The organism is Pseudoalteromonas byunsanensis (genome assembly GCF_001854475.1).
In the GTDB taxonomy this organism is placed as follows: domain Bacteria; phylum Pseudomonadota; class Gammaproteobacteria; order Enterobacterales; family Alteromonadaceae; genus Pseudoalteromonas; species Pseudoalteromonas byunsanensis.
Genome location: NZ_MNAN01000032.1, coordinates 192,628 through 205,514, shown reverse-complemented (window position 1 = coordinate 205,514; position 12,887 = coordinate 192,628). Strand labels below are relative to the sequence as shown.

Sequence of the window (12,887 nt, the reverse complement as noted above, 5' to 3'; positions counted from 1 at the left end):
AATGTTGGAGTCAATTAAGCGGCTTATCGCGCTGTATATATTTTTAACCGTGGCATTGACTCTAACAATACTCGAATTAAATCGATTAACAACAGATACTCAAAACCAACTTATGAGCGGGGCAAATCTTTTTTTAGAGAAGCTATTTCTACAAGCAAGCAATAACATCATTTTATTGCAAATGATCCAAAATGCCCAATATAGCGCCATAGGGACAGATTTGGCCAAAAGTCCGCTGTTTCCTAAGGATATGCAGATAGTAAAAGTATCGCCGCACTCTTCACATACATACTTTGCAGGCAAATCTGATATCACGTTACCTCCATTGCCAAGTTACTCCCAGCTAAGGCAAGCTCCAGATATACGTTTACTTTTTGAACTTAAGCACAGTGAAGAATCATACTTGGTTTTAGAGACCCAGCTCATCAATGACGAATTTGATGAGGGTCCTATCATTTTGATTGCAAGGCAGCTGCTGTCGCTTAGGCAGGTGAAACAGTTAGAAGTAACAACAGGGCTTAATTTTTCTTTTGTCCAAAATAAGGCCAGTCATGGCAACAAGCACTTTATTGCGCCAAGCAGTGAGATATTTCCAATATATATTGCTGATAGCTACACGGTTCGGCCAAACAAGGCTCAACCAATTAACCGTATGTATCTCAAAGTCGAATTGGCTTATGAACAAAGTATATGGCGCTCTAGATACTATTCCTTTGTAAGTTTGATAGTACTGACTTTGATAGGGGGATTGGCATGTGGGTACTACCACATCAAGTACCACCGCGCAGTGCAAAGTATTTGCAAGCTCACCGCTTTTTTTTCCAAACTGCGAGATGAGCCTAAGCGATTGACTGCCCACTTTCCAACACCTATGACAGAAGTTCAATGCAGCGAGGTGCAAAAGCTGCAGACAGTGATGCATGAGTTTATAGATTCATTATTTACTAATCGACAACACATGTTATGTGAGTTAGGGGAAAAAATACGCGATCAACACGCTTTAAAATTTGATAACACAATACTGCTTGATGAGGTCGTGATGCGCGCAGATGAGGTAGCCCAAAAGCGAGCTGAACTCAAAAAGGTTGCTATGCGGGCAAAGTTGCTAGCAAACAAACGACAGTCGCTGGCAATAAAGCTCCTCAATACACAAGAAGAGGAGCGTACGCGACTGTCTCGAGAGCTTCATGATGGTGTCGCACCTCAACTTCTGGCAATAAAAATACATATTCAAATGTGTATTGCCTCAGCGCAAGGTGGGGAGTCTTTGCGTAAGGTGGTAGATATGATTGCTTCAGCATCACAAGAGTTAAGGCATCTTGCACACGGACTACGCGCACCTGATTATGCTGAAAGCTCTTTATCTGAGCTAATTAAAGGATTTGTAGAAAACTTTGTCGGCAATGAAGTACAAATACAGCTGTCTCTTGCCTGTTTACAGTTACCCAATGAGAGCCACAAAGAACATCTTTTTCGCTGTTTTCAAGAGGCTTTGTGTAACGCGCAAAAGCATGCTTTTGCATCGATAATTCGTGTTGAATTATATGTACGAGACACATTCATTGTACTGGTGGTTGAAGACAACGGTAGAGGACTTTCACTGCTAGAAAAGCAGACTGGACTGGGGCTTTTAACAATGGAAGAACGGGCAAATTTAATAGGTGCACAGTTTTTCATTAAGTCAGCGAACCCAAAGGGGACGAGAGTCGAATTTCAGTTACCTATGCAAAAGGGATAAGCGATGAAAAAAATAACAGTTTTTGTAGCTGATGATCATAAAATATTTAAGCAAGGGCTAATATCGCTCATAGAGTCGACTCCGGATCTGCATTTAGATGGCGAGGCGTCAGATGGTGAAACCGCTTTGCGACTAATTCTTGAGCAAAGCCCAGATGTGGCAATTTTGGATATATCAATGCCAATGTTAAACGGCATCGAGCTTACTCGCCGACTAAAACAAAGACAGTTGCCTTGTAAAGTACTTATGCTTTCTATGCATTACGATGTGCGCGTAGTAGAGCGAGCTTTGAGTGCTGGAGCCGACGGCTATATTGTTAAAGATGCAGCATTCGAAGAATTGGCCTTGGCAATTAATAGCGTTTTACGGAAAAAGCGCTTTTTAAATAGTCAAATACAACAAGAGCTTGATGTGTATAAAGCAAACTCGCCTGAACAGCAACTAACAGAGCGGGAAAAGGAAATTGTTCGGCTCATCGCGAATGGTTACTCCAATAAAGAAATTGGGGAGAGGTTATATATTTCACACAAAACAGTTGATGCGCATAGAGTTAAAATTATGCGCAAGCTTAACTTGCATAAATCAGTTGAACTTGCGCGCTATGCATATGATGAAAAGCTCGACATTTAGTCGAGCTTTGTCATGTACTTAACTATAGTAGTTCATTTAAACAAAGCGTTTAAAACCGAGTAATGGCGTTACCGAAGAACTCTATCTCTACGCTCTCAATATCCTGAATTTGAATGTTTTGATTTAACCCGTTGCTGGGTAATGTGATTTGCCATTGAGTGAATGGCGTAGGTTCAAAATAAGCAAATTGAAACTCGTTACTCACATCTCCATCAATGAGTATTTCTGGATACTGTGCCCAATTGTAGTATTGAAATCCGCGCTTCGTAGCATTGCCTGCAAATCGATATACATTGTTATTGTATTTGTCTTCATAGACACCAGAGTTTTGTAGATTGAGTGTTAGTTTGGTGCCAGAGGGAATATTCTCACCTTTAACCCATGCTCTGACTTTATTTAATCTCACTCGATTTAAACCTGTAAATTCTGGCTGAGATAAAGGGACAGTAAAGTTTAACGAACGGGTTTCTTTAAACCGCGCTATTTGAGCTTCATCATCAATAATCAGCTTTATATTAGAAAATGTTTGAGGAAACCTTGGAAAAGCAATTAATGCCTGATGGTAATCTTGTTCAATTTGTGAACGATATGACAATAAGTCCGCATAACTCATGTCAAAAGATAAATTAATTGCAGAGCGCTGCAAACTCCAATATTCATAAGCGTTGATATAGTGTTGTAGCGTGGTAAATAAGGGACGTTTGGCCTGTTCAAGCTCACGCTCAATTTGCCCTACCAATGTGTCATACCCTTGCTGCGTTTTTTGGTAGTCATCGATTAGCAGTGAAAGACGTTGAGCATGGCTTTGGTTAACTTTGTCCATCAGCAGTATATCTAAATATCTCGCCTGCTCAACTGCAATGGTATTTTTCATTTGTGTCAATGCTTTACTATAAATTACTAGCTTATTTAATTCAGCTAAATAATTGGATGCTCCAGCAACACCTTTTGAAATTGCGGTTTGAATGTTGATAGAAGCTTCTGATAAAAATGCATCCCACAGCATCAAATCAAATTCTGTACTTACTGAGATAGCCTCTATTATTTGTAACTTCTCTGTTATTTCAGATACCTGTAAGTCAGCATTTAGCTCATTGTATAAATTGCTTAATTGAGTTTCTATGGCGTTTAAGTTGTCTATCATCCCATTAAGTGATTTCATTGCTTTTGCCAACGAAATCGAACTTGATTGTGCCAAAGTAACACCCGATAGGATGTCTGATGCTCCGTTTGGATCTCCTGCGGAAACACTTGCAGCACCCTTTGCAAAAGACATTGAAGCGTTTAGACCATTTATTATTGCACCAATAATCTGGTCATGTTTCCAACGAGTTAAGCCTATACTGAACTGTGTTTGAGCGTTGATAAGTGACAGCCGCTGGCTGAATATAGTTTCTCGACTTACCTGAATGTCGGCTATCAGTCCCTCAATATTACTTTGAATTCGCGCGAGGAACTGCTTGTGTGCATAAGAGGTATCATTATGTAGTTCTCTCATCGCATTTGTTGCACTGATCTTGTCATCAAATGAATTAGCAGTGTCAGTAAAACGTTCAAATTGTTGCTGGTAGTATTGCATGCGTGATGCGTGCGCATCGAATGCATCAATATATAGCTCCTGGTTGAGTTTGGGGACATAGCGAGCATTAATTTGATTTGCCATATATGTTGACTGGTAAAATGACTTAGCAGCGACGATATCTAGATATAGTTGAGAGAAATTATTGTTGTTTTGTATGCCTTGTCCTGCGTGAAATATTCGCTCGAGCCAATTAAACTGCTCAATACTGAGTGATTGGTTTTGCGCGAAAGTTGCCATCGCTAATTTCATGAACTCGTGAAACTGTTCCGCTTGAGTGTCACTTATTAATGCTAAATATTCTGAGGTATTAGATACTAATCCAGACTGGATATTGCCACTGCTAAAGTGGTACTCAAACCCTAGTTTGTCACTGTTTGAAGTATTTTGTTGATAATAGTGATATTGATCAGAACCATTTGGCAAAATAGCGCCAAATTGTAAGCCTCCGTTAAAAGTTTGGTGCAAACTGATGAACGAACCCATTGAGCTTTCTTCGCCATCTAATAAGATGAACGTTTCATCGTTGGGAGAGATCACTTCACGTGCAATGACAAGAACAATTTTATCACCTAGGTCGATATCCTGAGTGGGCATAATGAGTGTATCGGCTAACAAAATATATAGAATATTGTTGTTGTTCCAATGATTGCTATTTAAAAGTGAATCGAATTCAATCAAAGGAGAAGCGAGAAAGTAGCTATCGTCTGAAGGGGCTTCAAACCTAAAATTATGTTGCTGAATAGTATTAAGCTGGTGGCGTTGCTCCCAAGACTGTGCATATGCTTGAGAGTATGTGAAAACATAAAGCAGGATTAGTCCAGCGAGTATTGAGTTGATTACATGTTGATGTTTCATAACAATCCCAGTTTAAGGGGTGGCATGAATGCCACCGCTTCGTGTTTTTAATTACAGTTGGATGTTTTGAGCTAGTTGGAATATGTGGCGTAAGCATTTGCCATAAATTTGTAAGCTTTATTGCCAACTTCTTTCCAATCATTGATCACGCCATTTCGCCCATCTAATTTGATCTTGGCCAAACGAGCCTTGAGGGCGTTGCGCGTTTCGAGGTTGCTATTAATTTTATCGAGATCTTGAACTATTTGGCCTAGATCGTTGGCAATGAATTGCCAATGTGCCTCAATCTTAGCTACAGATTGTTGGGCTTCTTGTAAAGATGTATCTGTGCTTTTTAGACTGTTAACCGATGCATCATAAGCTTTAATGGTTATCACTAAGTGGCGTTCGGATTGCTCTAACTCATGTATTTCTTTTTCTACATCGTGCATTGCAGACATAGCTTGTGCAGCTTTTGAGCCAAAAATCCCAGCCACTACTGGGGCCGCAACCCATCCATAAAAAGGTACCCATGCATAAGTCGGAGTAGTGGCTGCGACTGTGACATAATGCTGATACTCATCTTCTACATCACTAAGGGTCGCATGAGCATTTGCTAGTCGCTGACGAACCTGCTCAAGCCTCTGACTTAAAACATCTTTTTTGAATCCATCTTGCATTCCAACCAATGCTGCATGGTATTGATTGTTGTTAGCGGAGAATTGTTGGATTTTTTCAAAGACATATTTTGCTTCTGCCTGGTTTTCTTCAGCGGTTGCAGCTAATTCGGCGAGCAATAATTGTGCGAACTCGGCTGAGCTATCATCATCATTTTGGATAAAGCCATCTATTGCCTCAATTAGTGGGTCGTAATAGTCGTCCACATCACCGGCATATGAATAAATTTTATGCGCTAAGTTTACAGCTGATGGATAGGTGTCTACTCGCCAATTTCGAGCATTGGATTTTACTTGGGTATATAGGTTGGCTAATGCGTGGAATTTTGCGTCATATGCCAAGTCTGTTGGCATATGAAGTTGCAGCCTCATAGAAGGCTCATCTGTTGGTAAGGCGAAGGCGGTAGCGACATAGTTTTGAATATCAATCCATTCATCCGCTGTCAGAAGAAAGTTCTTATCATCTGTAAAAAGTGTTTTTGGTGACAATGTGTTTAGAATCGGTTGATCTGTACAAATTGTTTCGCCCATCCCCCGAGTGTCATTTTCAAAAACAGGGCATCCGTAACCGCGACCACTAATTGATGCACCATCACCAATCCTTACAATTGACCAGCGGCCAATCATTTCACAATATTTATGAGTATTTTCTTTAACTTCCTCTAACGTGACATGACGTAAGTCATTCGGACAGGTTTCACCTGGCTTTACATATTCGCTAGCATAGCCATTGATGCTCATTAAGATTGTTGCACTTAATACAGAGATGGAAAAACGTTTGGTTATTTTCATGATAGTTCCTCGAATTAACAAAATGTGTTGAAGACGAGGTTATGATGGCAAAGTATCAGGCGGCACTATATAGGGTAATTACCCTAAAAGTGGTCAAGATAATATTTGGTAAAGGGCCTGTGGAGGAGTAGGTAAGTGATAGGGTATATCAGGAAGAAGCTTTACGCCTCTTCCTGATGAAGTACATAGAATGTTAGCTATTATATTAGCTAAAGGTTGGACTGATAATGCCGTTGGTCCATAGAATGGCGGTTGCAGCCAAAATGATTACTAATAGGATGAGGCCACAGGTAACCACCGAGCTTGCGTAAATAAAGCCGCGCTCCTCAGGAATGTGCATGAGAATTGGCACGCCTGTGTAGAGTAGATAGACTGAGTAAGCCAATGCTATGAGGCCAACGCTTGCTACAAACCACAGCTCCGGGTAGAAGGCTGAAAATGCTGACATAAACATGGGCGTTGCAGTGTAAGCAGATAACTCTAATGTTTGTGTAAACGTGGGTTTAGCGCCAAAAGTTACCGCCATCCAATGTGACAGATAAGACAGTGCAAAAATGCCCACGATTAAGGCGCAATACATAGCAACACCAATCAGTAGGGCGCTATCATGGGTTAGATAGACGGCGTCTCCCGCGCCGATTTTCCAACCTAAGTGAACCGATGAATAATACCCCATAATGCTTGGAATAAGCGCTATCAGGGCGATGTGAGATAAACTATATTTGATGCTTTCGTGACGATTGTCGATGGTTTGCCACTCTTCGAGTGGGTGAGCATATAAGCCCCATAAATGATTAAGGATCATAACCTGTCCCTCATAAAATTTGTTGTGTTATTTTTATACAGTACCTGTTTAGTTATGAGAGACGGTCTGATTTTTGTCAAGAATAGGTTAAACTTTTGTCTAATTGAAATGTTCAGAATTGATCAAAATCAACTAATTTGGCGTAAAAACTCTGATTGTACTTAAAGCTTTTGGTTCATGCAGATTTGTTACATAAGCCACTTTTCATATACTTTTGTTATCAGGTATCAACCCCGGCAAGTGAACAAAACTATCGCTAACGGTAGAGCAGAATCATGACATCCGAGTATCAACAACAGTTTAGCTGCATACAGTGATGTAACTATAATCGTCGTGATAGTGCTGTGATATGAAATTGATCCCAGTTAAGTCAGTTCATGATTGTTTATGGTAGAATGGCCTCCAGATTGATATTGAGACTTTCAGTAGCTGATTAAAAACAGTTACTTATGTAGAGATATAAAATTGGAAGAATTATTAGAACCGATCAAAGAATTTTTGGGCTGTGAAACGCCCAACGAATGGATCGAAGCAGCCGTAAAAGAAGAAAACCTGCCAGTCGTACTGATAGATCATTTAATATGTGAACTAAAGGCTGCCCAATCAGCCATGTTTTTAATTCGCAAATATGCGGTTGATAAAGACAGTGGAGATGCGTTACTTGAGTGGTTAAAACCGTTTGAAACGCTCATCTATAAGCGCGAAGGGAATTGGCGTGACTTAGCGGATAAGAATAAACTTACCAAGTCGATGATCCCAAAATCAAATACGCCTTATGGGCAAGAATTGATTGATAAAATGGTGATGCTGATCAAAGAAGAGTTACACCACTTTTACCAAGTCTTAGAGATCATGGACGAATATGGAATTGATTATCAAAGTATCACGCCATGTCGTTACGCAAAAGGCATGCTCAGACACGTTAAAACCTATGAGCCTGACGCGTTGGTTGATAAGTTAATTGTCGGGGCTTACATCGAAGCTCGCTCGTGTGAACGTTTTGCTAAACTTGCACCACACGTTGATAAGCGCCTTGGGGATTTTTATATCTCATTGCTGCGCTCTGAAGCACGTCACTATCAAGATTACTTAACATTGGCACAAGAGATCAGTGAGTTTGATATCACGGAGCGCGTTGTTTATTTTGGTAAGGTTGAAGCTGAGCTTATCGCAACGCCAGATGAAGACTTTAAGTTTCACAGTGGTTTGCCTGCCTGTTCATGAGGATAGGGCAGGTATCTGAGAAGTGATAGAAAGGAGATCAGAGCGCTACGCAGTTTGATCTTTAACTAGCGTTTGCTCGCCTAATTCATTCACCACTAAGTAAGCACTTTGGCTATACCAGTCTCCCAATACGGTGCGAGTCAAAGTGTTACCTTCATGCTCGTATTGGTGTATGTCAGGGCGATGGGTATGACCGTGGATCATATGTGCTACATTATGACGCTTGAACATCTCTAAAACGGCGCTGGTTGTCACATCTAAAATTTCTGCGGCTTTACCCATTTGGTTGGCTTTACTTTTGGCTCTTGCATCACGAGCAATTTTACGGCGAACGCTCAAAGGTAAGGACAAAATCAATTTTGGCCACCACCAACCACGGCTTTTTTTACGAAATTTTTGATAGGCAATGTCTTCAATGCACATTTCATCGCCATGTAAAATGACGGTGGGTGTGCCGTATAAGTCAATGACACACTGCTCAGGCAATAAGGTCATCCCAGCTTGCTTGGCGTAGCGTTTTCCTAATAAAAAATCTCGATTGCCATGTATGAAATAAGTACGGATCCCCAGTTTTTGCAAAGCGGCCAGTTTTTGGGCAACTTCTTGGGCAAGCGCAGAATGTTCATCATCTCCTATCCAAACCTCAAAAAAGTCCCCAAGGATATATAGTGCATCAACATCGTGGTTCATGTGCACCGATAAAAACTCGTAGAATGCCTCTGTGATGGCAGGGTGATCTTCGCTTAGATGTAGGTCGGAGATAAAATAGGTTTTACGCATGAGCTTCTTTGTAGGTAAAGCGGGACTAAGCCCGCTTAAACACCTTAGGGGTTAGGCAACGGTTACTTTTTCGATGATCACATCTTCAAGAGGTACATCTTGGTGGAAGCCAGATGAACCAGTTGCGACAGATTTGATCTTGTTAACCACATCCATGCCTTCAACCACTTTAGCGAATACACAATAGCCCCAGCCTTGTGACGTTTCGCTACTGAAGTTTAGGAAGTCGTTATCGTTAACGTTGATAAAAAACTGAGCCGTCGCTGAGTGTGGATCCGGTGTACGTGCCATTGCTAGCGTACCAACCTTATTGCTCAAGCCGTTGTTCGCTTCATTTTCAATTGGCGCTTGAACTGACTTTTGCTCCATACCAGGTGCGAAACCACCGCCTTGGACCATGAATCCATCGATAACACGGTGAAAAATCGTGCCATCGTAAAAGCCTGACTTTGCGTAGTTTAAAAAGTTTTCAACTGTTTTAGGTGCGTCTTCAGCGAATAATTCAATGCTGATTTCACCAAAGTTAGTGTGTAGAACAACCATTTCGGCTTCCTAATCATTAATATATAAAAGAGGCTATTCTATAGCAGAATCGCCTTGTCTGACAATTTTCCAGAAGGATTTAATCGTGTATTCGCCAAAATGTTCTATATTTGGGAAAATTGCAGCGAATTGGGTATAGAGTGGTGACGGGCCAAGTGTTATCATTACGTTTCATGTCTATTTTGTTTAGGAATAACACTACATGTTGCAGATATACAACACACTTACTCGCCAAAAAGCGCCATTTAAACCTCTCGTCGAAGGCAAAGTCGACATGTATGTGTGTGGTATCACCATTTATGATTTCTGCCATGTAGGCCATGCACGTACGTATGTGTCATTTGATGTAATGAATCGTTACTTACGTTATCTTGGTTATGACGTAACCTACGTACGTAACATTACTGACGTCGATGACAAAATCATTAAGCGCGCTGGCGAAAACAAAGAAGAAATTAATGATTTAACGGTACGTATGACCAAGGCCATGCACGAAGATTTCGACGCGCTGAATATTCTTCCTGCTGATATTGAGCCAACGGTAACGGGTCATATGGATGAAATTATAGCGATGATAGAAACACTTATCGCTAAAGGCCACGCTTACGTTTCGGGCAGTGGTGATGTGCTATTTGATGTGTCGACTTTTGAGCAATACGGTCAATTATCACAGCAAGACTTAGATATGCTACAAGCTGGTGCGCGTGTTGAAGTGGCGCAAGATAAAGATGACCCATTAGATTTTGTGTTGTGGAAAAAAGCCAAAGCTGGTGAACCTGCTTGGCAATCACCTTGGGGTGAGGGTCGACCTGGTTGGCATATTGAATGTAGTGCGATGAGCTCAAAACACCTCGGGGAGTTTTTTGATATTCACGGTGGTGGCTCTGATCTGCAATTTCCACATCACGAAAATGAAATCGCGCAGTCATGTTGTGCCAATAATGGTAAGTATGTGAATACGTGGATCCATACTGGTATGGTGCAGGTAAATAAAGAAAAGATGTCTAAGTCTCTGGGCAACTTTTTTACTGTACGTGAGGTGTTGAAGCAATATGACCGCGAAACGGTTCGTTACTTTTTGATCAATGGTCACTACCGTAGTCAGTTAAATTACTCACAAGAGAACTTAGAGCAAGCTCGCTCGTCACTGGAGCGTATTTACACGGCGTTACGTGGTGTAGAGTTAGTCGAAGTGGCTCTTGAAGGGAATGAGTACGCTAAACGTTTTGAAGCGGCAATGAATGATGACTTTAATACTCCAGAAGCGCTGCCGGTGATTTTTGAATTAGCGAAGGAAGTAAACCTTCTAAAAGATAAAGATCTAAACACGGCGGGTGAGCACGCTTATGTGCTGGTTCAATTGGCAAGCGTGTTAGGCATTGCTCAGCAAAACCCAGAGCGTTTTTTACAGGGTGAGCAAGATAACGACGAAGTGGCAAAAATTGAAGCCCTCATTACTCAGCGAAATGAAGCTCGAGCAAACAAAGATTGGGCCGCCGCCGACGAAGCTCGTGATGCACTAAATGCATTGGGCGTGGTGCTAGAAGATAGCGCTGGGAAAACCACTTGGCGTAAGGCTTAAGTCACCAAGCAAATAAGTTGCGAATTTTAAATGTAAACGCCACACTCAAAAGTGTGGCGTTTTTTTTTGAGGAAAAATAAATGGATATGAGTTGGCTGGATCAAGAGTTGATAAAAGTTGGCAATTTTTCTTTGCTAGTGGGGGAGTTGTTATCATTTTTTGTGGTGATAATTGTGACTTTCGTTTTATCACGTGTGCTGCGAGCAGCGTTTCAGCGTTTAGCCATGCGCCAGGGAGTGATAGCTCATACTTCTGCTTATGTTATAGGTCGTATTATTCATTATATCGTTTTGTTTATTGGTTTTATCATCGCACTGACCGCTTTGGGGATGGAGATGACCGAGCTTGCTTTGATTGCTAGTGCGCTCGGAGTTGGGATTGGTCTTGGTTTGCAAGGCATGGTGAACAACTTTGTGTCCGGACTGGTATTACTACTAGAAAAGACCGTCAAAGTAGGGGATTTTGTGGAGCTGTCCAATGACCTTGTTGGCGAGGTAATGGCGATTTATATGCGCGCGACCTTGATAAGAACCAACGATAACGTCGATATCCTAATACCTAATGCTGAATTGGTATCTGGGCTGGTGACAAATTGGACATTAGCCGAGAAGGTGAGGCGGTTTCGTATCTCATTTTCAGTGGCATATGGCAGTGATAAGGAATTGGTCAAGCAAGCAGTGCTAGAAGCTGCTGATAACGTGCCATATACATTGAGCAGTGTCGGCAGGGAGCCTACTGTATGGATGACTGGCTTTGGGGATAGTAGCTTAAATTTCACTTTGGGTGTGTGGGTGCAACCTGAGCAAGTGAAACGTCCTACTGCGTTGGTCTCAGATTACTTATGGGCTATTGACGATGCACTTCGCAAATATGGTATTGAAATCCCATTTCCACAGCGGGATATACATATACGGTCAACGGTTGATATAAAAGATTGTGCAGAATAACTAAATAATAAGGGGTGTTGATGAAATCTCGTGCATCGCAGAAGTGGGGATAATAAGTCTCGAGTTTGTTGTTATAATGAACAGTTTTTTAATAAATCTTTGTTTTAGGTATCATTTGAATAAACAGCTCTAGTCTTATGTTTAACTTTTTTGAGATTAAAGTTGTCATCATGTAAATATTAATTTTGCATAAAATGAAATTAGCATTATAGTTAAATTAGTGTAATTTAACTGAGTGATTAAGCCTATGGCTGATGGTGTAGTGAAGTTTGATTTTGATCATACGGCTACCTTTATTGACGCCATGAATAACGGGCTCAGTCACCTTTGCAGCAAGGTGTTTACATTCAGGACTATGGCGCGTAGCGGGGTCCAGTTTTGTCTATATGCTCGGCGTAAAAGTCCATTTCGAGATGCCGAAACTATCCTTATTTGTAGAGAAGTATCTGAGTTTGCCCTCACGAGTCATGATAGCTTCGATTGTAGTTTGAGCGAGCAAGAATTAGCGGTCGTCGATGCGCTTAAGGCTCAAGGCCATAGCATTTTACCCATGTTTATCGTGGTTCGCAGAGGCCCGTCAATGACATTTTTCCTAGAAGAAAATGAATTGTTTCAGGAGTCTGTGAGTGCCCAAGAGTTATTGTGCCGTATGATGTCTGATCATGACGCAGCTAGAGCACTTGCAAGCACTTTGGTTTACTAGCAGCTAAAAAGAATTCCCAACCTATTAGGCACCGCAAGGTGCCTTTTCTT

General features: G+C 41.3%; 11 protein-coding genes. 6 read left to right on the top strand and 5 right to left on the bottom strand.

The window, feature by feature from the left end; all coding sequences use genetic code 11:
- Position 1 precedes the first annotated feature (1 nt).
- Positions 2–1,738 (top strand): sensor histidine kinase, encoded by a 1,737-nt coding sequence (locus tag BIW53_RS12900; protein WP_070992428.1) that lies wholly within the window; start codon positions 2–4, stop codon positions 1,736–1,738.
- A gap of 3 nt (positions 1,739–1,741) precedes the next feature.
- On the top strand, positions 1,742–2,368 hold the full coding sequence (locus BIW53_RS12895) for a response regulator (RefSeq protein ID WP_070992427.1): 627 nt from the start codon (positions 1,742–1,744) through the stop codon (positions 2,366–2,368).
- 49 nt (positions 2,369–2,417) lie between these two features.
- Here the strand turns inward: BIW53_RS12895 and BIW53_RS12890 are convergent, their stop codons facing one another.
- From BIW53_RS12890 to BIW53_RS12880, 3 genes are all read right to left on the bottom strand, one after another.
- Complete coding sequence (locus BIW53_RS12890) at positions 2,418–4,805, bottom strand: hypothetical protein (protein ID WP_070992426.1); 2,388 nt, start codon at positions 4,803–4,805, stop codon at positions 2,418–2,420.
- A 71-nt stretch (positions 4,806–4,876) separates the two neighbouring features.
- A complete protein-coding gene (locus BIW53_RS12885) occupies positions 4,877–6,253 on the bottom strand; it encodes an alpha-xenorhabdolysin family binary toxin subunit A (RefSeq protein ID WP_070992425.1) in 1,377 nt (458 codons plus the stop codon).
- Between the two features lie 205 nt (positions 6,254–6,458).
- A complete protein-coding gene (locus tag BIW53_RS12880) occupies positions 6,459–7,058 on the bottom strand; it encodes a Yip1 family protein (protein ID WP_070992424.1) in 600 nt (199 codons plus the stop codon).
- 459 nt (positions 7,059–7,517) lie between these two features.
- On the opposite strand from BIW53_RS12880, the gene miaE reads away from it, so the two are divergent.
- Entirely contained in the window at positions 7,518–8,282 is a 765-nt protein-coding gene (miaE, locus tag BIW53_RS12875; protein WP_084228156.1) for a tRNA isopentenyl-2-thiomethyl-A-37 hydroxylase MiaE, read from the top strand.
- 45 nt (positions 8,283–8,327) lie between these two features.
- Here the strand turns inward: miaE and BIW53_RS12870 are convergent, their stop codons facing one another.
- Both BIW53_RS12870 and BIW53_RS12865 read right to left on the bottom strand, forming a co-directional pair.
- Complete coding sequence (locus BIW53_RS12870) at positions 8,328–9,062, bottom strand: UDP-2,3-diacylglucosamine diphosphatase (RefSeq protein ID WP_070992422.1); 735 nt, start codon at positions 9,060–9,062, stop codon at positions 8,328–8,330.
- A gap of 51 nt (positions 9,063–9,113) precedes the next feature.
- Positions 9,114–9,605 (bottom strand): peptidylprolyl isomerase, encoded by a 492-nt coding sequence (locus BIW53_RS12865; RefSeq protein WP_070992421.1) that lies wholly within the window; start codon positions 9,603–9,605, stop codon positions 9,114–9,116.
- Between the two features lie 202 nt (positions 9,606–9,807).
- Here BIW53_RS12865 and cysS point away from each other — a divergent pair, with 202 nt between their 5' ends.
- The 3 genes from cysS (at position 9,808) to BIW53_RS12850 (ending at position 12,837) form a co-directional block, all read left to right on the top strand.
- Entirely contained in the window at positions 9,808–11,187 is a 1,380-nt protein-coding gene (gene cysS / locus BIW53_RS12860; RefSeq protein ID WP_070992420.1) for a cysteine--tRNA ligase, read from the top strand.
- An 80-nt stretch (positions 11,188–11,267) separates the two neighbouring features.
- Entirely contained in the window at positions 11,268–12,134 is an 867-nt protein-coding gene (locus BIW53_RS12855; RefSeq protein WP_070992419.1) for a mechanosensitive ion channel family protein, read from the top strand.
- A gap of 247 nt (positions 12,135–12,381) precedes the next feature.
- The gene (locus tag BIW53_RS12850; RefSeq protein WP_070992418.1) at positions 12,382–12,837 is read left to right on the top strand and encodes a hypothetical protein; all 456 of its coding nucleotides are present in this window, start codon (positions 12,382–12,384) and stop codon (positions 12,835–12,837) included.
- The last annotated feature ends 50 nt before the right edge of the window (positions 12,838–12,887 follow it).

Bases quoted from the DNA above. Each gene is read 5' to 3' on its own strand.
- BIW53_RS12900 (WP_070992428.1), top strand. From the start codon at position 2: ATGTTGGAGTCAATTAAGCGGCTTATCGCGCTGTATATATTTTTAACC.
- BIW53_RS12895 (WP_070992427.1), top strand. From the start codon at position 1,742: ATGAAAAAAATAACAGTTTTTGTAGCTGATGATCATAAAATATTTAAG.
- BIW53_RS12890 (WP_070992426.1), bottom strand. From the start codon at position 4,805: ATGAAACATCAACATGTAATCAACTCAATACTCGCTGGACTAATCCTG.
- BIW53_RS12885 (WP_070992425.1), bottom strand. From the start codon at position 6,253: ATGAAAATAACCAAACGTTTTTCCATCTCTGTATTAAGTGCAACAATC.
- BIW53_RS12880 (WP_070992424.1), bottom strand. From the start codon at position 7,058: ATGATCCTTAATCATTTATGGGGCTTATATGCTCACCCACTCGAAGAG.
- BIW53_RS12870 (WP_070992422.1), bottom strand. From the start codon at position 9,062: ATGCGTAAAACCTATTTTATCTCCGACCTACATCTAAGCGAAGATCAC.
- BIW53_RS12865 (WP_070992421.1), bottom strand. From the start codon at position 9,605: ATGGTTGTTCTACACACTAACTTTGGTGAAATCAGCATTGAATTATTC.
- cysS (WP_070992420.1), top strand. From the start codon at position 9,808: ATGTTGCAGATATACAACACACTTACTCGCCAAAAAGCGCCATTTAAA.
- BIW53_RS12855 (WP_070992419.1), top strand. From the start codon at position 11,268: ATGGATATGAGTTGGCTGGATCAAGAGTTGATAAAAGTTGGCAATTTT.
- BIW53_RS12850 (WP_070992418.1), top strand. From the start codon at position 12,382: ATGGCTGATGGTGTAGTGAAGTTTGATTTTGATCATACGGCTACCTTT.